21 protein-coding genes and 1 pseudogene are annotated in these 23,280 nt (G+C 68.4%); 7 read left to right on the plus strand and 15 right to left on the minus strand.

Going from position 1 to position 23,280, the window contains the following annotated elements:
- Positions 1-159 precede the first annotated feature (159 nt).
- Entirely contained in the window at positions 160-606 is a 447-nt protein-coding gene (locus tag ACH438_RS12375) for a pyridoxamine 5'-phosphate oxidase family protein (RefSeq protein WP_397004274.1), read from the plus strand.
- On the opposite strand, the gene ACH438_RS12380 is transcribed toward ACH438_RS12375, so the two are convergent.
- Positions 575-2,863 (minus strand): molybdopterin-dependent oxidoreductase, encoded by a 2,289-nt coding sequence (locus ACH438_RS12380; RefSeq protein WP_397004276.1) that lies wholly within the window; start codon positions 2,861-2,863, stop codon positions 575-577. The genes ACH438_RS12375 and ACH438_RS12380 overlap by 32 nt on opposite strands.
- A 32-nt stretch (positions 2,864-2,895) precedes the next feature.
- Positions 2,896-3,819 carry a LysR family transcriptional regulator gene (locus ACH438_RS12385; protein ID WP_397004278.1) on the minus strand — a complete coding sequence of 308 codons (924 nt, stop codon included), beginning with the start codon at positions 3,817-3,819 and terminating at the stop codon, positions 2,896-2,898.
- Positions 3,820-3,922: 103 nt separating this feature from the next.
- Between ACH438_RS12385 and ACH438_RS12390 the strand changes: the two genes are divergently transcribed.
- Together ACH438_RS12390 and ACH438_RS12395 are read left to right on the plus strand one after the other, a co-directional pair.
- Positions 3,923-4,669, plus strand: coding sequence for an SDR family oxidoreductase (locus ACH438_RS12390; protein ID WP_397004280.1), 747 nt, complete (start codon positions 3,923-3,925; stop codon positions 4,667-4,669).
- Between the two features lie 55 nt (positions 4,670-4,724).
- Positions 4,725-5,135, plus strand: coding sequence for a VOC family protein (locus ACH438_RS12395; RefSeq protein WP_397004282.1), 411 nt, complete (start codon positions 4,725-4,727; stop codon positions 5,133-5,135).
- A gap of 16 nt (positions 5,136-5,151) precedes the next feature.
- Here ACH438_RS12395 and ACH438_RS12400 read toward each other — a convergent pair whose 3' ends face one another.
- Positions 5,152-5,607, minus strand: a complete 456-nt coding sequence (locus ACH438_RS12400; RefSeq protein WP_397004284.1) for an ester cyclase — start codon at positions 5,605-5,607, stop codon at positions 5,152-5,154.
- A gap of 96 nt (positions 5,608-5,703) precedes the next feature.
- On the opposite strand from ACH438_RS12400, the gene ACH438_RS12405 reads away from it, so the two are divergent.
- Positions 5,704-6,351: a TetR/AcrR family transcriptional regulator C-terminal domain-containing protein gene (locus ACH438_RS12405; RefSeq protein ID WP_397004286.1), complete on the plus strand. Its 648-nt coding sequence runs from the start codon at positions 5,704-5,706 to the stop codon at positions 6,349-6,351.
- Positions 6,352-6,363: 12 nt separating this feature from the next.
- On the opposite strand, the gene ACH438_RS12410 is transcribed toward ACH438_RS12405, so the two are convergent.
- From ACH438_RS12410 to ACH438_RS12420, 3 genes are read right to left on the minus strand one after another with little or no spacing between them, the layout of a single operon-like run.
- Entirely contained in the window at positions 6,364-7,335 is a 972-nt protein-coding gene (locus tag ACH438_RS12410) for an alpha/beta hydrolase (protein WP_397004288.1), read from the minus strand.
- Between the two features lie 38 nt (positions 7,336-7,373).
- Complete coding sequence (locus ACH438_RS12415) at positions 7,374-8,072, minus strand: DUF6875 domain-containing protein (protein ID WP_397004290.1); 699 nt, start codon at positions 8,070-8,072, stop codon at positions 7,374-7,376.
- The gene (locus tag ACH438_RS12420; protein ID WP_397004292.1) at positions 8,069-12,043 is read right to left on the minus strand and encodes an amino acid adenylation domain-containing protein; all 3,975 of its coding nucleotides are present in this window, start codon (positions 12,041-12,043) and stop codon (positions 8,069-8,071) included. Before ACH438_RS12420 ends, ACH438_RS12415 begins: the two co-directional genes overlap by 4 nt.
- Positions 12,044-12,325: 282 nt before the next feature.
- Between ACH438_RS12420 and ACH438_RS12425 the strand changes: the two genes are divergently transcribed.
- Positions 12,326-14,767 carry a phosphoketolase gene (locus tag ACH438_RS12425; RefSeq protein WP_397004294.1) on the plus strand — a complete coding sequence of 814 codons (2,442 nt, stop codon included), beginning with the start codon at positions 12,326-12,328 and terminating at the stop codon, positions 14,765-14,767.
- Between the two features lie 16 nt (positions 14,768-14,783).
- Here the strand turns inward: ACH438_RS12425 and ACH438_RS12430 are convergent, their stop codons facing one another.
- On the minus strand, positions 14,784-15,686 hold the full coding sequence (locus tag ACH438_RS12430; RefSeq protein ID WP_397004866.1) for a serine hydrolase: 903 nt from the start codon (positions 15,684-15,686) through the stop codon (positions 14,784-14,786).
- Entirely contained in the window at positions 15,683-16,591 is a 909-nt protein-coding gene (locus ACH438_RS12435; RefSeq protein ID WP_397004296.1) for a LysR family transcriptional regulator, read from the minus strand. The genes ACH438_RS12430 and ACH438_RS12435 overlap by 4 nt, the downstream gene beginning before the upstream one ends.
- A 133-nt stretch (positions 16,592-16,724) precedes the next feature.
- On the opposite strand from ACH438_RS12435, the gene bla reads away from it, so the two are divergent.
- On the plus strand, positions 16,725-17,651 hold the full coding sequence (gene bla, locus ACH438_RS12440) for a class A beta-lactamase (RefSeq protein ID WP_397004868.1): 927 nt from the start codon (positions 16,725-16,727) through the stop codon (positions 17,649-17,651).
- On the opposite strand, the gene ACH438_RS12445 is transcribed toward bla, so the two are convergent.
- From ACH438_RS12445 to ACH438_RS12455, 3 genes are all read right to left on the minus strand, one after another.
- On the minus strand, positions 17,635-18,135 hold the full coding sequence (locus ACH438_RS12445) for a hypothetical protein (RefSeq protein WP_397004298.1): 501 nt from the start codon (positions 18,133-18,135) through the stop codon (positions 17,635-17,637). The genes bla and ACH438_RS12445 overlap by 17 nt on opposite strands.
- Positions 18,136-18,225: 90 nt before the next feature.
- Positions 18,226-18,603, minus strand: coding sequence for a hypothetical protein (locus ACH438_RS12450; protein WP_397004300.1), 378 nt, complete (start codon positions 18,601-18,603; stop codon positions 18,226-18,228).
- 39 nt (positions 18,604-18,642) lie between these two features.
- Positions 18,643-18,903 (minus strand): hypothetical protein, encoded by a 261-nt coding sequence (locus tag ACH438_RS12455; RefSeq protein WP_397004302.1) that lies wholly within the window; start codon positions 18,901-18,903, stop codon positions 18,643-18,645.
- A gap of 12 nt (positions 18,904-18,915) precedes the next feature.
- On the opposite strand from ACH438_RS12455, the pseudogene ACH438_RS12460 reads away from it, so the two are divergent.
- Positions 18,916-19,791, plus strand: a pseudogene (locus ACH438_RS12460) (acyl-ACP desaturase); the annotation flags it as partial.
- Here the strand turns inward: ACH438_RS12460 and ACH438_RS12465 are convergent.
- The 4 genes from ACH438_RS12465 to ACH438_RS12480 all read right to left on the minus strand — a co-directional run bounded on the left by ACH438_RS12465 (position 19,779) and on the right by ACH438_RS12480 (position 23,160).
- Complete coding sequence (locus ACH438_RS12465; protein ID WP_397004304.1) at positions 19,779-20,666, minus strand: alpha/beta fold hydrolase; 888 nt, start codon at positions 20,664-20,666, stop codon at positions 19,779-19,781. The pseudogene ACH438_RS12460 and the gene ACH438_RS12465 overlap by 13 nt on opposite strands.
- A 63-nt stretch (positions 20,667-20,729) precedes the next feature.
- Entirely contained in the window at positions 20,730-21,479 is a 750-nt protein-coding gene (locus ACH438_RS12470) for an SDR family oxidoreductase (protein ID WP_397004306.1), read from the minus strand.
- A 38-nt stretch (positions 21,480-21,517) separates the two neighbouring features.
- A complete protein-coding gene (locus tag ACH438_RS12475; RefSeq protein ID WP_397004308.1) occupies positions 21,518-22,093 on the minus strand; it encodes a TetR/AcrR family transcriptional regulator in 576 nt (191 codons plus the stop codon).
- A gap of 83 nt (positions 22,094-22,176) precedes the next feature.
- Positions 22,177-23,160, minus strand: coding sequence for a M23 family metallopeptidase (locus ACH438_RS12480; protein ID WP_397004310.1), 984 nt, complete (start codon positions 23,158-23,160; stop codon positions 22,177-22,179).
- Positions 23,161-23,280: the final 120 nt, after the last annotated feature.

Raw genomic sequence — 23,280 nt, forward strand, 5'->3', positions numbered from 1 at the left:
CGGGAACCATGAAAGGATCAGCATTCACCGGCCGCTCGGTTTCGTTCTCTGACCGTTCGGTGCCACGAATCGCTGGCCGCTCAATGTCGCGCGAAATCTCACTGCAGCAGATCACTCACTGAAATCGGTGGTGCACGAGCGTATTCCGGAGAGGGTGCGATGAACGAATCACTCGGAGCCCGCGAGCTGTCGACCGCGGAGGCGCTCCGGTTGCTGAGCGGCGTCCGCTTCGGGCGGGTCGTGTTCACTCGACATGACATGCCCACCATTCGCCCGGTCAATCACATCGTGCACAACGGCACCATCGTGATCCCCGCCAATGCGAGCGCTCTGACCGGCGCACGGCAGATCGTGGCCTTCGAGGCGGACACCATCGATCACGTCACCCAGACCGGCTGGTGTGTCATCGTCCGCGGCACCGCCGAGGAGGTCACCTCACGCGAGGAGATCGCCCGCATGCGACTGCTGCTGCACTCGGCCATTCCGGGACCGCGCGACCGTATGGTGCGCATTCACCCCGACATCATCACCGGGGTGGAATACTTGCGCAGCCCCGAGCAATCCGCCTACCGGTTCACACCCGCTCGATCGACGGCGGACCGCTGACCGTCAGTTCCGGTACCGGATCGGTGTACCGCTCGATCTCCACCAGCGACAACTGGCCGGTGCAGCCCTGACTCAGCCGCGAGGATCCCCGATCCGCGGTGACGGCATTCGGATTGCCGTGCCGGCAGAACGACGCATCCCGCGGATCCGGGTCGTACCAGGCGCCCGTGGACAACTGGGCCACTCCGGGCCGCACCGCATCGTCGACCAGCAATCCGGCCAGGCAGCTGCCGCGGTCATTGAAGATCCGCACGATATCCCCGGTGTGCAGGCCACGCGCCGCGGCCTCGTCCGGATGTAGTCGAACCGGTTCGCGCCCCTCGACTTTCGTGGACTGACTGTGCGCGCCGATATCCAGCTGGCTGTGCAGTTTGGTGCGCGGCTGATTGGCCACCAGCTGGATCGGGAACGCCGCGGCCCGCGCACTGCCCAGCCATTCTTCGGGCTCGAGCCAGACCGGATGGCCGGGGCAATCGTCGTAGCCGAAACCGGCGATGGTCTCGGAGAAGATCTCGATGCGGCCGCTCGGTGTGCTCAGCGGGTGCGCGGCGGGATCGGCCCGGAAATCGGCGAAGGCGATGTGTTCCTCGGCCTCGATGGGCAGTTCCAGCGCCGCACCGGACCAGAACGCCTCGAAATCGGGCAGTTCATGGCCCTTTTCGGCGAGACCCTGACGCCACTCGTCGTAGAGGTGCCGCAGCCACTCCGAGGCCGTGCGCCCCTCGGTGAATTCCTTTCCGAAGCCCAGTCGTTCGGCCAGTTCACCGAACATCCAGTAGTCGTCGCGGGCTTCGGCATGCGGGGCGGTGAGCGCGGGCATCGGGAAGAAGAACCGATCCCCCTCCCCCGCACCGTAATCGTCGCGTTCGATGGTCATGGTCGAGGGCAGCACGATATCGGCGTGCCGGGCGGTGGCCGACCAGAACGGATCGTGCACCACGACGGTGTCCGGCCGGGCGAACGCGGAGCGCAGCCGGGCCAGATTCTGGTGGTGGTGGAAGGGATTCCCGCCGGCCCAATAGACCATCCGGATATCGGGATACACCCGGTGCTCACCGTTGTACTCGTAGGGCGCACCGGGATTCAGCAGCATATCGGCGATGCGTGCGACGGGAATGAAGTCGTCGACGCCGTTCTCGCCCTGCGGCAGCCGCGGCGGCGAGCTGACCCGTACGGCCAGGCCGACATTGGCCGCCGAGCCATAGCCGTGCCCGAATCCGCCACCGGGCAGCCCGATCTGGCCGAGCATGGCCGCGAGCACCACGCCGAGCCACAGCGGCTGTTCACCGTATCGGGCGCGCTGCAGCGACCAGCTCACGGTGATGAGTGTCCGGTGTGCGGCCATGTCGCGGGCCAGCTCCCGGATCCGTTGCGCGGCAATACCGGTGAGCTGCTCGGCCCATTCCGGATCCTTCACCACACCGTCTACTTCGCCGCGCAGATACTGCGCGAAGCGCGGGTAGCCGACCGCATGCGTGTCCAGGAAATCGTTGTCCGCCAGCCCTTCCGAGTCCAGCACCTGCGCCAGCGCCAGCATGAGAGCGGCATCGCTACCGGGGCGCGGGGCGATCCATTCCGCATTGGCCTGCGCCGGAATATCGTCGCGCAGCGGGCTGATGGTGACGAAACGGCAGCCGTTCTCCTGGGCCGTCTCGATCCAGCCGCGCGTATTGTGCCGCGAGACCCCGCCCGGCGAGACCGCCGAATTCTTCGGCGACAACCCGCCGAAGGACACGATGAGCTCCGAATGCCGCGCCAGCACGGATTTCGTGGTCGACCGCGCCATGAGCGTGCCCATATCGGCCAGCACATGCGGCAGCAGCACCTGGGAGACGCCGAGGCTGTAGCTGTTGCGATGGGACACGTACCCGCCGAGCCCGTTCAAGAACCGGTGCACCTGGCTCTGCGCGTGATGGAACCGCCCCGCGCTGGCCCAGCCGTAGGATCCGCCGTACACCGCCTGCGGCCCGAATTCCCGGTATACCCTGGCCAATTCGCCGGCCAGCAGATCCAGCGCGGTATCCCACGAAACCGGTACGAAGGTGTCGTCGCCACGGGCGGCCGGTCCGGGCCCGTGCTCGAGCCAGCCCTTGCGCACATAGGGTTGATCGATCCGCGCCGGGTGATGCTGCGCGGAGGCCACATTCTCGATGAGCGGCGTCGGTTCCGGATCGCCACGCCAAGGTCGCACCGCCGTCAAGCGGGTGCCGTCACTGTCCGCCTCGAATGCGCCCCAATGGGTCAGATGCGTGACCATTCGACCAACATACGCCCGCCCTCCGACACCTTTCACGACCCCGATTGTGCTGTGGCCCTTACCTGCGCCGCCGAGTGCAGGCGGGCACCGGCGTATTCCCGGAAGGCGGGCAGCAGCGGATTGCGGTCCTCGGCGCGGGTGGCGAGCACGACGTGGCTGGGTTCCACGCCCTCGAGCAGGATCGTGATCAGATCGGGCCGCAGCGTCGTCGGCGCGGCCGCGATGGTGATCGCGTCGCCCGCGGCCACGGCCTCGAATCGGTCCTCGATGTTCTCCACGATAGGCCCGCCCGGGGCCGGCCGCCCGTCGGGCCGCGGCTCGAGCCGCCAGAAGGCACACCAGTCCGGATCGGCCTGCCGCACCCGGACCAGCGGTTCGTCCACGATATCGGCCAGCGTGACCGACTCCTTGCCCGCCAGCCGATGATCCGCCGCGACCACGACCACCCGTGGCTCGTCGTAGAGAGCCGTCACCCGCAGCTGATCGGCGGGAAACGGCGTCCGCGACACCACCGCGTCCACCCGATGCTCGAGCAATGCCGCGCGCGGCTCGCACGAATCCAGATGCTGCGTACGCACTTCCACCTCGGGAAACCGCTGACGCAGCGCGCGCACGGCCGGGGTGATGATCAGCCCGGTGGTGAATCCGATGGTGAGGCGACCGGGCGCCCCGGCGGACCGTACCCGCGCCACCGCCCGGTCGGCCCCGCGCAGCAACTCCTCGGCGAGCGGCAGGAAGACCGCGCCCGCCTCGGTGAGCTGCACGCGCTGCGGGGTGCGATCGAGCAGCCGCACCCCCAGATCCCTTTCCAGCCGGGCGATCTGGCGACTCAGCGAGGACTGGGTGAGGAACACCGAGTCGGCGGCGCGCCCGAAGTTCCGGTGCTCCGCCACGGCGAGGAAGCAGCGCACCAGCCGCAGATCGAGGTCGGCGGAGGGCGCGGATACAGACGTCATATCTCGAGAGTAGCCGTAATGAGCTGCGACGATGCATATTCCGGGATGTGCCTTGCGGAACATTCATTGGACCAGGACCGCGCCGCGGGCACAGAGTCGAGTCATGGGAAATTACGAGAGCAAACGAGTGGTCATCACGGGCGGCACCACCGGAATGGGTCTGGCGACCGCCGAACTGCTGCTCGGTCAGGGCGCCCGCGTCCTGGTCACCGGCCGCACCGAGGCCACCCTCGACGCGGCGCGGAAACAATTGGGCGACAACGCCGTCGTAGTACGCAGCGATGCCGCCTCGCTGACCGATATCGATGCGCTGGCCGATCGGGTGAAGACCGAATTCGGCACGGTGGACCTGCTTTTCGTGAACGCCGGCATCGCCAGCTTCGCCGCGTTCGAGGATGTCGACGAGGCCGCCTACGACGAGGTACTCGGCATCAATACCAAGGGCCCGTTCTTCACCGTGCAGAAGCTCGCCCCGCTGATCGAGGACGGCGGCGCGGTGGTGCTCACCACCTCGATCGCGAATGTGGCGGGCATCCCGCAGGTCAGCGCCTACGCGGCCAGCAAGGCGGCCTTGCGTTCGCTCACCCGTTCGCTGGCGCGTGAACTGCTGCCCCGCAACATCCGGGTGAACGCCGTGAGCCCCGGCCCGATCACCACGCCGATCCTCGGCAAGAGCGCGCTGACCCCCGAGGCGGCCGAGGCCTTCACGGAGACTCTGCGCGCGAGCAATCCGATGCTGCGTTTCGGCACCGCCGAGGAGATCGCCAAGGCGGTACAGTTCCTCGGTTTCGAGGCAACCTTCACCACGGGCGCCGAACTCGCCGTCGACGGTGGCGCTTCCCAGCTCTGAGACCGGTCAGGAATCGAGAAGCTCCGGCCCCATGGCCGAACCTAGCGTTTATGCCATGGACATCAGCATTCACTGGATCTTCCTCCCGCACACCGATCCCGAGGCGTCCCTGGTCTTCTACCGGGACGCCCTCGGTTTCGAGGTCCGCAAGGATGTCGGCAACGGCACCAAGCGCTGGATCACCGTCGGCTCGCCCGATCAGCCCGGCACCTCGATCGTGTTGCATCCGGCCACGATCGAGCCGGGCATCACCGCGGACGAGCGGCGTGTCATCACGGAGATGATGGCCAAGGGCACGTACGCCCGCATCGTGCTGGCCAGCAAGGATATCGACAATGCCTTCGCCCGGGCGCGCGCCGGCGGTGCGCCCGTGATCCAGGAACCGACCGTGCAGCCCTACGGGATTCGTGATTGCGCCGTCAGCGATCCCGCGGGCAATCAGATCCGCATTCAAGAACTGCTGTAAGCGGTAGTGATCGGGGTCAGTCGACGGTCGGCCAGTCCCAGCCCAGCTGCAGGAACATGCCGAGACGGTCGCTGACGGCACGGATTTCGGCAATGCGGCCCTCGGCGAGGGTGAAGATCCAGATCTGCTCGACATCGCAGCTGCGGCCGGTGGGCTCGGGCATGCGGACGTGGCAGCCGGTGTGGGAGCCGACGACGCGCAGGCGCGCCACGATGCGGTCGTCCTCACCGATGAGTTCCTGCACCAGGATTCCGGAGTGCTCGGCCTCGGTGCGGCTGAATGCGGCGAGCTGCTGGCGGAAGCCTTCGATGGCGGCGCCGGGCTCGTCCTCCTCACCGAAGATGATCTTGTTGTGGTCGATGACCTGCGGTGACAGGAACCGCACCCAGCCTTCGTCGCCGTCCACACCGTGATTGAGCGCCTCGATGAACGCGGTGATGGTGGCCTTGTTGTCGGTGACGGTGATGCTCATCGGTCTCTCCCGTGAATCGCACTCTTACGTCGTAAGAGCTTCTGTGGAGTACTATCCACTTACGACGTAAGAGTGTCAACCCGGAGAGGAAAATAGGTGCCGCCCAAACGAACACGAGCCGAACGAGCAGGGCTTTCCCGCGAACAGGTGCTCGACGCCGCCCTCGCCATGGCCGATCGCGACGGCCTCGCGGCCCTGTCCATGCGCAAACTGGGCGCGGACCTGGGCGTCGAGGCCATGACCCTCTACCACTACGTCCCCAACAAGGACGCCCTGTTCGACGGCATCGTGGAACGCGTCATGTCCGCGGCCGAAATCCGTGTCGCCGACGGCGACTGGCGGACCTCGCTCACCGAGTACGCCCGCGCACTGCGCCTGGCCCTGCTACGCCACCCAGGCGCCCTGCCACTGGTCGCCACCCGGATCGCCGTCACCCCGCAGACCCTGCGCACCGCCGAACACGGCCTGTCCGTGCTCTGCACAGCCGGATTCGCACTGGGCCAGGCCCTGGACATCGTGAATGCGCTGACCCTGTTCGTGATCGCGCACGCCACCTCGGAAGCGCACACGACGCGCGTCAACGAGGCGCAAGGACCGGGCTCGGTCGATTACCTGAACACGATGGACCCCGCGGAGTTCCCGCTCATCACCGAAGCGGCCCGCACCGGCGCGGGCACCGACGACGAGACGCGTTTCGAATTCGCCGTGGCCGCCATGCTGCACGGCTTCGACGCGCTGCGCTGACCGCGCCGGCGGCTACACCCCCAGCGCCGCCGCGAACACCGGCCAGGAATCGTGCAGATCGTCCTGCCAGTACGGCCAGGCGTGAGTTCCATTGCGGTAGACCACATCCGCCGGAATGCCGAGCGCGCCCAGCCGATCGACCAGCGCGGCCGTGCAACCGCGCACCACCGATTCCATGGCCCCGCCGACCGTCATCCGATCGGCCAGCGCACCCACGTTCCCGGCGATGGACGGATCGTTGAGCGCCTCGTGCACGCCGGGCGCGCCGTTGCCGGCCGAAATGTAGAGCGCCACACCGCGGAGCCGATCGGCATTGCGCACCGGATCGTGTGCCGCCCAGGCCGGATCGCCGGGACCGCCCCACATATTGCTCGCGTTCGCCCCGAACAGCTGCAATTCCGAATAGACCATGCTGCGCGCGGCGGTGTCCTCGGTCTGCGGGCAGCCACTGTACGAGCCGACCGCCTGGAATCGGCCGGGGTCCTGAATCGCCAAGTCCAGCGCCGAGGTGGCCGACATCGACGTTCCCGCAACCGCATTGCGCCCGGTGAACTGGAAGCGGTCCGCCAGCAGCGGCGGCAGTTCGTCGAGCAGGAAGGTCGCCCATTTGTTCCGGCCCAGCACCGGATCGTCGGAGACCCAGTCGGTGTAGAAGGAGGCGCGCCCGCCGATCGGCTGGATCACATTGACCTGCTTGTCCGCGAAGAACTGCGCGGCATCGGTGCGCGTGGTCCACGGCCCGCCGTCCTCGCCGCCGTCGACCGCATTGAGCAGGTACAGGGCCGGGGCCGGGCCGTCCGGATGCGAGATCCACACCGGGATCGTCCGGTTCATGGCAGCCGAATAGACGTCGACCTCGAACTGGCGGCCACCGAGCGGGCGCACGCCGACGATGCCGGGTGCGGGATCGGCCGTTGCCACGGCCGGCGTCAAGGCCGCGAATAGTGAAACGGCGACGATCAGACAGCGCAGAAGCCGATGCATTGTTGGAGTATCCCCCGCAACGGCAGCGTTTTCGGTGATCAGCGCGCGTGTTCATCCGCCGAATGCACGCGCAGCGCTGTGATCTCCGCCGCCGCCGGACCCATGACCCGCATTCGCTCCGAGATTGCCCAGCGCAGTCTGCGCGGCAGCTCAGGGGCGAAGCGGGTGAAATACGCGTACAGCCAGTCGGTCCGGGCCACCAGGAACGGGAAATCGGTGCTCATCATGGGCCGCAGCACCAGCATGGGCACCGGGGCATCGAGCGGGTGGAAGGCGCTGTTCCACAGGCCCGGCACCGGGCAGCCCGGATAGAACTGGCCCAGCATCAGGCCCTCGCCGACCACCTGTGTCTTGCGGGCGCCGTGCACGTCCTCGATGAGGTCGTAGCGGGTCATTCCGGGAAACAGCGTGATCAGGGCCAGACCCCGTGCGTCGGCCGGGTTTTCCCGCAGCAGGCCGCGGTAGGCCTCGAAGGCGTCGTCCACGATCGCGTGCAGCCGCTCCCCCGGCACCGCGTCGCCACCCGCCACGGAACCCGCCCAGATCAGCTGACGGGTCACGCTGTGCCGCATGAAGGGACATACCGGGCCGGGCCGCCCGAGTTCCGGATGTGGCTTCAGCACATGCTCGTCCACCCATCGCAGCAGCGCCCGCGCTTCCGGGCCCTCCCGGTTCCACCGCTCGGGGTCCTCGTACACGCTCCACCACCGCACGCCCGTCCGCGCACCGGTGATCATCGGAGCTCCGCGCGGTCCAGGTGGGCGGCGAGCAGCGGGCCGATGACGGCCACGACGTCGGCGTTGGTGAGCTGGGCGTGCGTGGCCGCGACGGGATGCTCGATCAGAGTGCCGGTGACGTAGGGCCGCCACATATCCGATCCCACCGATTCGGTCACGCCCCGGGCGGCCGAGAAGTAGACCAGATCACCGTCGAACACCCCAGGTTCGTAACCGTGCGAGAGTCGCACACCGTCCATGTAGCCGCGATGCAGCCGATCCAGCTGATCGGCGGTCAGGCCCGTGCCGAACGAGGCCGCGGCCGAGGCCAATTCGGCGGCCGCCTCCTCGGCGGTGAGATCCGGCAGCTCATCGGCGTTCTCGGGCTCCTCACCGAGCAGATGGGTGAGCAGATCCCGCATGCGCGGCACCGGCGGTGGCGGCATATCGTCCGGGAAGACGACACTGTCGAGCATGGCCAGGGTCTCGACGGCCGCGCCGCGCGCCCGCAGCCGCAGGGCGATGGCGTGCGCGATCTGCCCGCCCAGCGACCAGCCCAGCAGATGGTAGGGACCGGCGGGCTGCACGCGCAGGATCTCCGCGACATAGCCGTCGGCGAGATCGTCGATGGTGACACCGGATTGCGGCTCACCCGCGAGTGTCAGCGCCTGTAGCCCGTACACGGGGCGGTCCGGGACATGTCGAGCCAGACCCGAATAGCACCACGCGAGCGGAACGGCCGAGTGTACGCAGAACAGTGGTGGCCGGGTTCCCTTGCGGCGCAGGGTGAGTACCACGCCGAGGGCGTCGTCCCCGGCGGAGTCGCCCTCGTGCCCGGCCAGCCGGGCGGCCAGCTCCCCCGCGGTCGGCGCGGTGTAGAGCCAGCGTACCGTCACCGGCAGGCCGGTCTCGGCGGCCAGTTCGGCCGAAAGCGCCACGCCCAGCAGCGAATTGCCGCCGAGCTCGAAGAAATCGTCGTCCAGGCCGACGCGTTCCCGGCCGGTGGCGGCCGCGAACCGGGCGGCCACCAGCTGTTCCAGGCCGGATTCGGGTGCGCGATAGGGCCGTTGCACGGCCGGCGCCGCGGGCAAGGCGGCGCGATCCACCTTGCCGTGCGCGGTGACCGGCAGCCGGTCCAGGTCCACCAGCTGCGCGGGAACCAGTGCGGCGGGCAGCCGTTCGCGCAGTTGCCGGATGAGATCGGCGTGATCGAGCCGGATACCCTGTGCGGCAACGATGTAACCCACCAGGCGGATGCCGTGTGGCCCGTCATCGGCGGTCACGGTCGCGCCGACCACTCCGGGCAGGGCGAGCAGCGCGGCCTCCACCTCGGCCGGCTCGGCGCGGCGACCGCGCACGCTGACCTGATCGTCGGCGCGGCCGAGGAATTCGAGAACGCCGTCCGGCGCCGACCGGACCAGGTCACCGGTGCGATACATGCGGCCACCGACGCCGGACGGGTCGGCGACGAAGCGCTCTGCCGTCGCCCCCGGTCGTCCGCGATAGCCCTGCGCGACTCCCGGCCCGCCTACATACAGCTCACCGCTGCCGCACGGCGCGCCTGGCTGTAGCCGGGCGTCGAGCACCATCGCCCGGACCCCGGGCAGCGGCGGCCCGATCGGCACGGGGCCGCCAGGTACCAGGGAGTCGGATTGTGTTGCCATGACGGTGGTTTCCGTCGGGCCGTAGCCGTTGTAAAGGCGCAGGTGCGGCGCCCATCGGCGGACCAGATCGGCGGGACAGGCCTCACCACCCACCACGGCGACCCGCAGATCCGGCACAGCGGCCGGATCCAGCGTCGCCAATACCGCCGGGGTGGTGAGGAAATGGGTGATGCCGGACGCGCTCAGCAGCCCTGCCAGTTCGGCTCCGGCCACGATCTCCGGCGGCTCGACGACCAGCCGCGCCCCGGCCGCGAAGGCGGCCAGCAACTCCAGCAGATGCGCGTCGAACGAGGGAGCGTGCGCATGCAGCACGCGTGAATTCCCGTCCACCCCATAGTGTTCGACGAGGTAGTCGGCGAGCGGTCCCAGTCCGCGATGGGTGACCACCACGCCCTTCGGAGTACCGGTGGTACCTGATGTGTAGATCAGATAGGCCGGATGATCCGGGGACGGCGTCACAAGCAACTCCGCGGCGCGGATCGGCGCACCGGATCGTTGCTGCACCCGGGCCCGGGTACTCGCGTCATCGAGAGCCAGCCACTCCACCGCGGCGGGCAGTCCAGCGCGGACCGCCGTCACGGTCAGGCCGTGCAGCGCACCGGAATCCGCGGCCACGGCGCCCAGTCGCCGGGCCGGATCCGCGGGATCCACCGGGACGAACGCGGCGCCGGTCTTGGCCACCGCCCAGACCGCGAGCACCGACTCGGCCGACCGGGGCACCGCGACCAGCACGAATGTGCCCGGCCCCACACCCGATTCGATCAACTCGCGCGCCCACCGCGAGGACATCTCGTCCAGTTCCCGATACGTCCAGCAGCGGTCGCCATCCTGCAGCGCCACGGCGTCGGCAACGCCGGACCGGCCGCCTTCGATGAGCCTGGCACGCAAGAGATCCGGCAAGAGTCGATCGGTTCCCGGCACAACAGCACTCGGCGCCACCGGTTCCGGGTCCAGGCTGCGCACCGCCTGCCGTGGATCGGCCAGGAATCCCTCGAAGTACTCGAGGAACCGCCGATGATGCAGTTCCAGCGTCTCCGCCGAGTACAGCCCCGGATTGGCTTGCATCCCGATGATGATCGAATGCTCGTCCGGCCCGAATTGATAGCCGTTCACCAGCAGGTCCTCCACCGGCCCCAAGGCCAGCAGATGCGCCTGCACGGAACTGCCTCCCATGTGCGGGGTCTCGGGTATGCGGATGGCGTTCACCACGGGCCCGAAACCGCCTCGCACGGTGTGGTTCTCGCCGAGGCCGCGCTGAATGTCCTCGTATCGGCAGCGCTGATGCCGCAGCGCCCCGACCACCCGCGCCCGGACCTGCGCGATCACGTCCGACACCGTCGCGTCGCGAATCCCGCGCAGCCGCAGCGGAACCACGTTCGACATCGACCCCGCCGAGGCCCGCAGCGCGGCGGTGGGCCGGGCGGTCACCGGTAGTGTCAGCACGATGTCCGCGGCGCCGGTCATGGCGGCCAGGTAGCAGGCGAAGGCCGCGATGAGCAGTTCAGGGAAGGTGCTCGCCGAGTCGTGCCGCAGCGCCGCCAGCCGTTGCACGGTCCGACCGGAGGCCTCGGCCCACACTCGGTGCGGCCGGGCTCCGGCGGCCAGTCGTCCGGCCAGGCGTGCGGGTTCGCCGATTCCGGCCACTTCCCGCGCCCAGTATTCGCGATCCGATTGCGCGCGTGGCGAATCGGCGTAGGCCCGTTCGTCCTCGAGCAACTCGGCGATGGTCAGCGGCCCGTGCGAGGCGGCGGGAGCGGTCCGGCCCAGGGGCGGCCAGGCCGAATCCTGTGCGCCGGCGTACAACTCGATGGTGCGCCGCAGCACGCCCGCGGAGCCGACCCCGTCCAGCACGATGTGATGGCTGCGCAGATACAGCAGATGCTGTTCGGCCGTGATCCGGAACAGCATCGCCACGGTCAGCCGATCGGCGAGCAGGTCCAGTGGCGAGTCGTGATCGCGATCCATGGCGGCCAGCGCGACCCGCACCGGATCGGCGCATCCGCTGAGGTCTTCCCACCGCATCGCTTCGAAGGCATCGGGGTCCAGATACTGCCGTGGATACCCGTCGGCCATGCGGAAGCGAACATGTGGCGACTGCATTTCCCACGCCGCGCGCCCGGCGCACGAGCGCAGCAGCCGCACGTCGAGGGGCCCGCGCAGATCCAGGTACATGGCGACCGTGTTGGGCACGCCCGGATACAGCTGCTGGGCCACCCACCATCGCATCTGGGCGTCGGACAGCGGCAGATTCCCGCTCTGTACCGGCTCGGCGCGTGCCGTGGCGGCCCCCGGACCACCGACCTCCAGGTTTCCGTCGACCCGCGCCAAGGTGCCTCCTCACGGCCGCATCGCATCGATACCGCGTCCAGTCAGCAAACTTACGGCATTCACCAGGCTGTTTCCGTGCGAACCGCCGACATCCGCCCGCCCGGGCACGGATCGATGACGGTCAGGCGAACGACACCCGAACATCGAATCGGGCGCGCGCAGTTCGCGCACCGCGGCAGCGGGCATCGGTACGGTGGGGATGGATCGCGCGCGAATTCTCCCTGACGACTGGCCACATCGACACGGTTTCCGGGTCGGCGACCCGGCGCGAAAGGTGGAGCGGTGAGCACTACCAGTGACACGGCGGCGGACAACATCACCTCCGGCGCCGGGGAGACGCTCGCGCCTCCCGGTTACCGGCTCGAGGAGGTGCCGGGTCCGCTCGCGCCGGCGGAACTGGAGGCCGTCGACGCGTGGTGGCGGGCGGCGAATTATCTTGCGGTGGGGCAGATCTACCTCATGGACAATGCGCTGGTCCGCGAGCCGCTGGCGCCCGAGCACATCAAGCCGCGGCTGCTGGGTCACTTCGGGACCGTGCCGGGGCTGAATCTGGTGTGGGCGCATGCCAATCGGGCCATTCTGGCGCGGGATCTGGACGCGGTGTTCGTGGCGGGCCCGGGGCACGGCGGGCCGGGACCGAATGCGTGTGCGTGGCTGGAGGGTACGTACTCGGAGCTGTACAGCCACATTCCGCAGGACTGCGACGGGATGCGGGCCCTGTTCGCGCAGTTCTCGTTTCCCGGCGGCGTGCCGAGTCACTGTGCGCCGGAGACGCCCGGGTCGTTCCACGAGGGCGGTGAGCTGGGTTATTCACTGCTGCATGCCTTCGGCGCGGCCCTGGACAAGCCGGATCTGACGGTGTTCTGCGTAATCGGTGACGGTGAGGCCGAGACCGGTCCGCTGGCGGGCAGCTGGCATGCCAACAAGTTCCTCAGCCCGGTCCGCGACGGCGCGGTGCTGCCCATCCTGGCGCTGAACCAGTACAAGATCGCGAACCCGACCATCCTCGCGCGCATACCCGAATCGGAGCTGGTGTCGCTGCTGCGCGGATACGGATACGAGCCGATCGTGGTCTCGGGCCACGATCCCAGCTTGGTGCATCAGGCCATGGCCACGGCCATCGATACCTGCCTGGACCGCATCGCGGCCATTCATACCGCGGCCCGCGAGCAGGGCGCCGACGAGCGCCCGTGCTGGCCCATGATCGTGCTGCGCACCCCGAAGGGCTGGACCTGCCCGCCCGTGGTGGACGGTGAACAGGTGGAAGGCACCTTCCGCGCCCATCAGGTGCCGCTGCCCGGCGCCCGGGACAATGCGGTGCATCGGAGCGTGCTCGAGGCCTGGCTGAAGTCGTACCGGCCCGAGGAGCTGTTCGACGAGAAAGGCCATCCGGTCGAGGAATTGCTGCGCCGCAATCCCTCCGGCGTGCGCCGCATGAGCGCGAACCCGATCACCAATGGCGGCGTCGCCCGCGACCTCACCATCCCCGACTGGCGTGACTTTGGCGTCGAGGTGGCATCACCCGGCGCGACCAAGAACGAGGCGACCCGCGTACTGGGCGGCTGGCTGCGCGAGGTCACCCGGAACAACCCGGACAACTTCCTCACCTTCGCCCCCGACGAACTGGCGAGCAATCGCCTGCAGGACATCCTCGAGGTCACCGGCCGCGACTGGCAGGCCGAAATCGGTGGATACGACGAGAAACTCGATCGCACCGGCCGCGTCATCGAGGTGCTGTCCGAGCACATGTGCCAGGGCCTGCTCGAGGGCTATCTGCTCACCGGCCGGCACGGCGTGTTCACCTGCTACGAGGCGTTCATCCACATCATCGACGCCATGTTCAACCAGCACGCCAAATGGCTGGACGCCAGTTCCGCGGTGCCGTGGCGGCAGCCGATCGCGAGCCTCAATTACCTGCTGTCCTCGCATGTCTGGCGGCAGGACCACAATGGCTTCACCCATCAGGACCCGGGCTTCCTCGATGTCGTGCTGAACAAGAAGCCCGAGATCATCCGCGTCTACCTGCCGCCGGACGCCAATACCCTGCTCTCCGTTTACGATCACTGCCTGCGGTCGCGTCATTACGTGAACGTCGTGGTGGCGGGCAAACAGCCGCAGGAGAATTGGCTGTCGGTCGAGGAAGCCGCCGTGCATTGCGCGCGCGGCATCGGCATCTGGCCGTGGGCGGGCAACAATGATGTGGAGGGCGTGTCCCCCGATGTCGTGCTGGCCTGCGCCGGGGACGTACCGACGCTGGAAACCCTTGCCGCGGCGTCGATTCTGCGGCAGCGGCTACCGGAGCTGCGGGTCCGCGTCGTCAATGTGGTGGACCTGATGCGCCTGGTCCCGCACGACGAGCATCCGCACGGACTGCCCTCCCGCGAGTTCGACACCCTGTTCACCCAGGACAAGCCGATCATCTTCGCCTTCCACGGCTATCCGTGGCTGGTGCACCGGCTCACCTACCGGCGCACCAATCACAATGGCCTGCATGTGCGCGGCTACAAGGAACGCGGCACCACCACAACGCCTTTCGACATGGTGATGCTCAATGACCTGGACCGCTACCACCTGGTCATGGATGTCATCGACCGCGTCCCCGAACTCGGTGAGAAAGCGGCCGGGCTGCGGCAGGAGATGGTGGACGCGCGCTGGCAGGCCCGCCTCTGGACCCGCGAGCACGGCGAGGACATTCCGGCCGTCGCCGACTGGCAGTGGTCGTGATCGGGAACGGTCGTGATCAGTAGGGCCGGATCCGCAACTCGTTGTGGATGATCCGCGCCACCTTCGCCATGATCGCCTCCGCGCCCGGCTGCACGGCGGCGGAGACCCGGGATTCGGTGAAGGCGGCCACGGCCAGCACCTGACCGTCGGCATGCTCGACCACGCCGGCCTCGTGCCGCAGGTTGAGCAGGGTGCCGGTCTTGGACGACCAGCGCGAGGCGTCGGAGCTGAAGTCCGGCGCCAGGCGCTGGCGGATCAGATTGTCCGCCATAATGTTTCGCACGCGTGCCGCGGCGCCCGGTTCGATGCGGGTGGGGCGCCACAGTCCGTGCAGCAGGTCGACGAAGGCCCGCGCGCTCGCGGTATTGGCCTGGCTGATGTCGAGTTGCGGTAGCGAGTGGCCGCGGTCGGCGGTAGCGCCGGCGATCGCGAGGGTGTGCGCGAGATGCTTGCGGTCGGGCTCGAGCCACTCCACCGGCGTCTCGCTGAGATCGTGCATGAGGTGGCGGACCACGAAACCGTCGTAGCCGAGCCGGCGCAGCTCGGCGGTCACCGCGGCGGGCGCGGTGAGCTCGAACAGGGCGTCGGCGGCGCCATTGTCGCTGATGGCGAGGCACAGGTACAGCAGATCATCCAGCGCGAGGGTGGCCGGATAGCGGAACTTCGCGGTACCCGTCGGGCCGGGCGTGGAGAGGCCGCCGGGCGCCACCGTGATCGGCGTGGCCGGGTCGAGCTCGCCGCGCGCGACGCGTTCCAGGGTGGCCACGGCCAGCGGCACCTTGACCAATGAGGCGATGGGCCATTCGGTTTCGGTGTCGATGCCCAGCTCGTCGCCGGTGTCGAGGTCGCGGACCAGGAACGAGCCGCGCAGTCCGGCATCCTCCAGTTCCCGCCGAGCCGCGTGCAGGGCGGCGGTCATTCCCACGGCTGTCGTCCACCTTCCGATCCGAATCCATTGGTGCCGAGGCAGTTTCCGATCGCGTCCGCCGGCAGAGCGCGCAGGCGCTCGGCATCCGAATGCTGACCTGCGGCAATGTCGTAACCTCGGGCGAGGTCGAGTTCCCCGATCTCGCGCCAGTGCAGGCCCAGCGCGTGGGACTGGGCGGGCGAGCAGAGCAGCAGATCGCCGGCGCCGAGCACCTCCGCCACCGCTGTCACCAGCGAGGATGCCAGCACGACCTGGGTGGGCTGTAAACCGAGCGCATCACGCAGCCGGTTGATGCGGTCACGGATGTGCGGGACATCGTCCTCGGGTTGGAGCCAGATCCGGCGGCGCCTGCTGTCGCGGTCGGCACGACCGGCCCGCAGGGTTTCCAGATACATCGGCAGCGCGTGCGGCCCCTCGGTATCGGCCAGCCCCAAGGGGATTCGCCAGCTGCCCTGGTCGGCGGGGACTGCGATCAGGGCCGCGCGCACCTCCTGGGTGCGGACCAGTTCCGCGCGCTCGCGCGGTGCGGCCTGGCAGAGATCGAGATTGACGTGCTGCTCCTGTCCGGCCGCGACGAGGCGGGCCAGTGGCAGCGGGGCGCAGATTTCCGGTACCGCCATGCGGAGCGGGCGCAGTTTGGCGCGTTCGGCCTCGTATTCCATGGCCTCGGCGAGCTCCACGAGTCGCCGGGCGGTGGGCAGGATGTCGCGGCCGAATGCGGTGAGGGTCGCGGTGCGCGAGGTGCGGTCGAGCAGTCTCGCACCGAAGTGCTGTTCCAAGGCGGCGATCCGGCGGCTGGCCACGGACTGCGGAATCCGCGCTGCTGCCGCGCCCACGGTGAAACTACCGTGGCCGCTGACCGCTACGAAGGCTCTGCACGCCGCCACCACATCCACAGCGCCGGATTGTATGCCAATTCGGCATGGTTTCCCATAATTCTGTCTTGGACAGCATGCATGCGCGGATGTGAAGCTCCCTATCGCGAACCGCCGCATCCCAGCGGCACCCGACGGATGGAAAGCGACGATGATGCTCAGCTCGACCCGCTCCCTTGCCCGCCGCTCCGCTCTGACCGCGGCCGCGGCCGCGCTGCTCGTTCCCCTCGCGGCCTGCGCGGATCACCAGGCCGCAAAATCGGCGGCCGGCACCACGACCGCCTCGCCCGCATCGGCCGTGCGCATGGACAGCGAATTCCAGCGCCTGGAAACCCAATTCGGCGCGCACCTCGGCGTCTATGCCCTCGACACCGGATCCGGCCGCACCGTCGAGTACAAGGCCGACGATCGAATCGCCTTCTGCTCCACCTTCAAAGCCGTCGCCGCGGCCGCCCTGCTGAAACGCACCACACCCGCTGATCTGGACGCGAAGGTCACCTATACCCAGGCCGACCTGGTGACCTACTCGCCGATCACCGAAAAGCACGTCGCCGACGGGATGCCGCTGCGCGATGTCATCGACGCGGCCGTCCGCTACAGCGACAACACCGCCGCCAATCTCATGCTGAATCACCTGGGCGGCCCGAAGGGGCTCGAACAGGACCTGCGCGGCATCGGCGACCAGGTGTCGAACGTGGACCGCTTCGAAACCGAACTCAGCACCGGCACGCCCGGCGACCTGCGGGACACCAGCACCCCGCGCACCCTCGCCACCGACCTGCGCGCCTACGTCCTGGGCGATGCCCTCACCGACGAGGACCGCGCCATGCTCACCGATCTGCTGCGCCGCAACACCACCGGCGACGCGCTGATTCGCGCCGGAGTCCCACAGGGCTGGGTGGTCGGCGACAAGACCGGCAATGGCGGCTACGGCATCCGCAATGACATCGCGGTGATCTGGCCGCCCAACCGCGCCCCACTCGTCCTCGCGGTCATGTCCGCCAAGGATCAGCAGGACGCACCCTACGACAACGCGCTCATCGCCGCGGCCGCGAAAACCGCTGTCACAGCGCTGAACTGAAGCCGGGCGACCGGGCGCCGAACCACGGCTCCCGGTGCCGCTCCCGCGCATGCCGGACATAGGCGACACCGATCGCCACGATGGCCCAGACGGCGGCGGCGAGCCCGAGGCCCGTGCCGATCCCTTGCAGCACAGCCGCATCCGGCGGTGCGGGCGGGTCGGTGGGGCTGCCGTCCGGGTTGAGCCACACCTGTATCCGCGCGCCGCGACCGACGAAGTTCGGGACCGCCGCGAGCCCGGTGCGGGTCCGATCGCCGTCCGGCCAGCTCACCTGAGCCTGCCGGTGATGGCCGGCGCCGATCACGGGATCGTCCAGGATCGTCGCCGCCACCGCGGTCTTCGAGGCATCGTCCGCTCGGATACGCGTCGCCGTATCGGTGTACACGGCGGTCCCGGCCGCCAGCGCCAGCGGGATCGCCAGCAGGGCGATCAGCGCCGCGATCAGCACGACGCTCGCCGCGTCTCTCCGAAATACCCTTTCCACAGGACTATCCAGTCCCGCCGGCGAGTCCGCGTGGGCCGGATTAACGGCCTCCTAGCGCACCGCGCGTAGTCCTTGACGAAATCCGTACGGCTACCGCACGTCCGGAATATGACCGAGATCGGTGTAAACGGCCTTTCCCTCGGCGCGAGCCTGGGCGACCATGCGGTCGGCGCCTTCCGAGGGCCCGCCGATGCGCAGGACCGCATCGCAGCGCGCGAGCAGACGTTCGGCGATGGGGTGAAAGATCTCCTCGTACACCGGATCTCCGGGCCGGGTATTGCCCGCGGTCTCCAGCAGGGGCAGCGCCAGCGCCTCCCCGGTGACGGGCAGGTGTCCCGCCCGGAAGAGCACCAGCGCGGTGTCGTTCATCGCCTGCACATTGGCCGCGAGTTTGTCCGGATCGTCCCCGGTTCCCGAGCGATAGGGACCGGCAACCAAGATCATCTGTGGACCGGACACGGTGGTCATGATGAGCGCTCCTTTGTGAACCAGATTTCTGAAACAGCCTCAGGCAAAAAGAATTTCGACATTCGCCTCGCGCAGCGCCTCCAGTGTGCGCGGGCCGCCCGGATGAGTGTCCGCATCGGCGGCGCTCTCATCGGTGACGAAGGTGTCCACCGCTCCCAGCGGCGCCACCTGGCTGAAGGCCCGCACACCGAGTTTGGTGGCGTCCGCTACCGCGATCGTGGTCGCGGCCTGCGCCAGCCCGGCCTGTTTGACCGCCGCATCATCGAGCGAGAATTCGGACCAGCCGTGCTCGGCGTGCACGCCGCCGATGGACCGTGGGACGAGGGCCGCAACTTCGCGGCCATGGGCGGCATCGACTGGGATCCGGAGCAGTCGCGACTGTCCGACGTCGCCAAGGCGGCGATGATCACGAATCTGCTGACCGAGGACAATCTCCCCTCCTACCACCGCGTGATCGCCCAGCACTTCACGCAGGACGGCACCTGGGGCACCTGGGTGGGGCGGTGGACCGCCGAGGAGAACCGGCACGGCATCGTGATGCGGGACTATCTCGTCGTCACCCGCGGCGTCGATCCGGTGGAGCTCGAACAGGCCCGGATGCTGTCCATGACCCGCGGATTCGATCCGATGTCCGGCGTGAACCTGACCGATATCCATCCCGACGACGTGCCCGACGAGAGCTTCCTGCACGCCGTCGCCTACGTGACCTTCCAGGAGCTCGCCACCCGGCTCAGCCACCGGAATACCGGGGCCGTCTGCAACGACCCCGTGGCCGACCGCATGCTGCAGCGCATCGCCGCGGACGAGAACCTGCACATGATCTTCTACCGGAACATGTGCGAGGCCGCGCTGAATCTGGCCCCGGATCAAGCGATTCAAGCCATCGCGGTGATGGTGATGAACTTCCAAATGCCGGGCACCGAGAACCCGAACTTCCGGCGATACGGCGCATTGATGGCGAAACACGGCATCTACGACCTGCGCCAGCATCTCGAATCCGTGGTCATGCCTGTTCTTCGTACCTGGAAGATCTTCGAGCGCAACGACTTCACCGCGGCGGGCGAGCAGACCCGGGAGCAGCTGGCCGAGTATCTGGAGAAATTCGAGAAGGATGTGCTCCGGTTCGAGGAGCGGCGCGACCGTATCGCGGCCCGCTTGGCCGGGAAGCGGGAGCCTCAGTCGGTCTGATCGTCGGAGATCGATTGCAGAATGTCGGCGGCGCGGTCCACGAACAGTAGATGGCCTGCGCCGCTGACAATTTCGAGTCGGCTGGTGGGCAGGGCCGCCGCCAGGTGACGGCCATCGGACAGCGGGACGTTCTGGTCGGCGTCGCCGTGCCAGATCCGGATCGGCACGGTGATGTCGGCGAGGCGGAAACCCCAGGGCCGGGCCACCAGGATCTGCAGGTCGAGCGCGAAGCCGCGGCTGCCTTGCCGGAATGCCTCGCGCAGATTGGCTTCCAGCTTGGCGGTCAGCTCGGGGTCGGAAAGGACGCGCTCGCGATCGAGGGGTGACATCTGCGCGATCAGGCCTTCGACGCCGCCAGGTTTGCGCGCGTAGGCGGCCATTTGCGCGGCGGCGGGGCGGGCCAGGATCGGGAAGCGGCGCAGCATGCTCAGGCCGCGGTGGCGTTTCTTCGCGGCATCGTCGAGTTCGCCGGTGGCGCTGAGTTCGTCGAGTGGCGCGGGTGCGCTCACCAGCACCGCGGTGGTCACTCGTTCGGGCAGAGCCGCGGCGCAGGCCAGCGCGTACGGTCCGCCACCCGACACGCCGATGATGCCGAACCGGCCGAGCCCGAGTGAATCCGCCAGGGCGGCAACGGTATCGGCCCAGTCGAGCACGCGGCGCGGGAACACCGGTGCGGAGGCGCCCATGCCGGCCCGGTCGACGGCGATGACGCGCATGCCCAGCGTGACCGCCGCCTGATCGAAGGCGACGGCCTCGATGTGCGAGCCGGGAATGCCGTGACAGTACAGAACGGGACGGCCGGACCGATCCCCGTACTCGGCGACGCCTACCTCATTACCGGACACCGAGATCGCTCGAACATCGGAGGAGGTCACCCAAGCAGATTAAGGGCTGTCGGGCGCGAACGGGGCGGCAGGGGTCGCCCCACACACCGCAATTCAGCCGAAAGTGGACCCAGCGGTCATACCGCCGTCGACCACGAATTCGGCACCACTGCAATAGCTCGACTCGCTACTGGCCAGGAACACGACGAGACTCGTCACCTCTTCCGGCGCGCCCAATCGCTTCAACGTGTCGGCATCCCGATCGACGGTGACGTCCCCGGTCATGGCACCGATCATGGGCGTGACGATGCCGCCCGGATGGACCGAATTCACCCGCACACCGTGCGGAGCCAGTTCCAGCGCAGCCGATTTGGTGAACCCGCGCAGCCCGAACTTCGACGCCGTGTACGCGTGCATGCCCGCCACACCCTGCATACCGGCGGCCGAGGAAATGTTCACCACCGCGGCCGGCCGCGCGGCCACGAGGGCGTCCCGGGCGGCGGTCAGCCCCAGGAAAGGACCGGTGAGGTTCACCGAAAGCACATGCTGCCACTGCTTTTCGGTGTAGGTGCCGATGGGTCCGCCATCGAGGACGCCCGCATTGTTGACCAGCACATCGAGCTTGCCGAACCGCCGAACCGCCTCCGCCACCGCGGCGTCCCAATCCTCGGACCGCGTGACGTCCAGGTGCGCGAAGGCCGCCCGCTCCCCCAGTTCCGCCGCCAGTGCCGCGCCGGCCGCGTCGGCGATATCGCCGATCACCACCGCGGCGCCCTCCGCGACGAAGGCCCGCGCGTGGGATGCGCCCATGCCCGAGGCCGCACCGCTGATCAACGCGACCCGGCCCGCCAGTCTGCTACTCATCGAACCTCTTCTATTCGGTGGCGCGAACACGCCTGTCACTACTGCTGTTTCGCGGGCGCGGTCAGTCCGGCCACCACGAATTCGCGCAGCGCGGTCACCGTGGCCGCCGACATCTGCCGGCCCGCGGTGCCCGCGCCGCCGAAACGCATGATGATCAGATCGAAGGCCAGGCTCCAGCGCCGCCGGCTCTCCCGCTCGCTGAGGTCGGGCAGCAGTCCGACCCAGGAGTCCATCCGGAACCAGGGCTGCTGCCACAGCGCCGCGTGCCGGCCGAGCACGAATTGGGCCAGCAGGCGAAGATGCAAGCGGCCCACGGGATCATCGGACAGTTCGACGAAGGGTGCGAGCACGGCGTCGACCACGGTCGCGATGGACCGTTCGCCGGTGGTGGCCACCGCGAGCCGATCCGCCCACAGGGGTCCGAGCCGATCCTCGAGCAGGGCGGCGACCAGCTCTTCCTTGGACCCGAAGTGATAGTGCACCGCGGCCGGATTCGCGCCGGCCTCGGCGCAGATCGCACGCACCGACACCTCGTCGTAGCGCTCGGTCAGCAACAGCCGCTCGGCGGCGGCGAGCAAACGGGTACGGGTGCCCGCGGAAACCTTGCCTGTCACATGCGGAGCCAATCACGACTCGGCCGCTTTTTCAATCACTGACTGAATCGATGATTCAAACCCCGCACGCGGGCGAAAGTGTGTCAGTCCTCTTCAGGACCAAGGTTGATGCCGCGACTGGCAAGCCAGGGCAGCGGGTCGATCTTGGTGCCACCCGGGAGCCACACCTCGAAATGGCAGTGCGGACCGGTGGAGAAACCGCGATTGCCGACCGTGGCGATCTGATCGCCGGCCATCACCCGCTGACCCACCGAGACCGTGGCCGTGTCCACGTGACCGTAGACGGTGATGGTGCCGTCATCATGCTGCAACCGCACCCACATACCGAAGCCGGAGGCCGCGCCCGCGCTGATCACGGTGCCGTCGGCCACCGCGTAAATGGGAGTGCCGATGGGTGCCGCCACATCCACACCGAGATGCTGCGCACCCCAGCGCGTTCCGAAACCCGAGGTGAACACACCCGACGCGAACTTCACCCAGAGCGGGCGCAGATGCTTGTCGTTCTCGGCGGCGGCATCCTCTTCGTACTGTTTGCCGTTCTGCAGGATGTCCTGGAACTGGCTGGGATCCTCCACCGGGTTGGCGTCGAGGATCTCCGGGAAGTGCGCATCGGTGCCGGTGAGCGGCGGACCCTTGGGATCCGCCTTCGTCATGGCGGCCAGTTCCTGCGTATCGGCGGCGCCCTTGTGTTCACGCACGGAATCCTGGAAGGCGCACTGGGTGGCGGCGACGGCCGCACCGGCGGCGACCGCGGCGATCACCGCACGCCCCTTGAGCATGGTCAGCGACGGCCGGCGGTGAGCGCCCGGGTCGCGCGGCGCGCGCTTCGGCGTGGCCCGCCAGGCCTGCCGGGCGGCGAGGCCACCGACGGTGGCCTGTTCGGGCCAGCCGTCCCGACTGGGACTTCCGGGCTCCTGCCACGCGTCCCAACCGGCATCGGGCGACTCGTCTGTGCCCCAGGACATCCCGGGCGAATCGTCCACCGGATAGCCCGGCGCATCCTGATACGTATCCCAGCGATTATCGGATTCGTACCTGCGACCATCCCAGGAAGTATTGCCCTGCAACAGAACTGAGCCCTCCTACGCGGAACCGACGGTAGCAGTCCGGTGCGGAGCGCCTCATGAGCACAGCCGACCACGCGTCCTGCTTCGATGCAGAACCGTAACACTTTCAGCTGTGGATGC

Origin of the sequence: Nocardia sp. NPDC020380 (assembly GCF_044386975.1) — a bacterium.
GTDB lineage: Bacteria > Actinomycetota > Actinomycetes > Mycobacteriales > Mycobacteriaceae > Nocardia.

Bases quoted from the DNA above. Each gene is read 5' to 3' on its own strand.
- ACH438_RS12375 (WP_397004274.1), top strand. From the start codon at position 160: ATGAACGAATCACTCGGAGCCCGCGAGCTGTCGACCGCGGAGGCGCTC.
- ACH438_RS12380 (WP_397004276.1), bottom strand. From the start codon at position 2,863: ATGGTCACGCATCTGACCCATTGGGGCGCATTCGAGGCGGACAGTGAC.
- ACH438_RS12385 (WP_397004278.1), bottom strand. From the start codon at position 3,819: ATGACGTCTGTATCCGCGCCCTCCGCCGACCTCGATCTGCGGCTGGTG.
- ACH438_RS12390 (WP_397004280.1), top strand. From the start codon at position 3,923: ATGGGAAATTACGAGAGCAAACGAGTGGTCATCACGGGCGGCACCACC.
- ACH438_RS12395 (WP_397004282.1), top strand. From the start codon at position 4,725: ATGGACATCAGCATTCACTGGATCTTCCTCCCGCACACCGATCCCGAG.
- ACH438_RS12400 (WP_397004284.1), bottom strand. From the start codon at position 5,607: ATGAGCATCACCGTCACCGACAACAAGGCCACCATCACCGCGTTCATC.
- ACH438_RS12410 (WP_397004288.1), bottom strand. From the start codon at position 7,335: ATGCATCGGCTTCTGCGCTGTCTGATCGTCGCCGTTTCACTATTCGCG.
- ACH438_RS12415 (WP_397004290.1), bottom strand. From the start codon at position 8,072: ATGATCACCGGTGCGCGGACGGGCGTGCGGTGGTGGAGCGTGTACGAG.
- ACH438_RS12430 (WP_397004866.1), bottom strand. From the start codon at position 15,686: ATGACCGCCGCCCTGCACGCGGCTCGGCGGGAACTGGAGGATGCCGGA.
- bla (WP_397004868.1), top strand. From the start codon at position 16,725: ATGCTCAGCTCGACCCGCTCCCTTGCCCGCCGCTCCGCTCTGACCGCG.
- ACH438_RS12450 (WP_397004300.1), bottom strand. From the start codon at position 18,603: ATGACCACCGTGTCCGGTCCACAGATGATCTTGGTTGCCGGTCCCTAT.
- ACH438_RS12470 (WP_397004306.1), bottom strand. From the start codon at position 21,479: ATGAGTAGCAGACTGGCGGGCCGGGTCGCGTTGATCAGCGGTGCGGCC.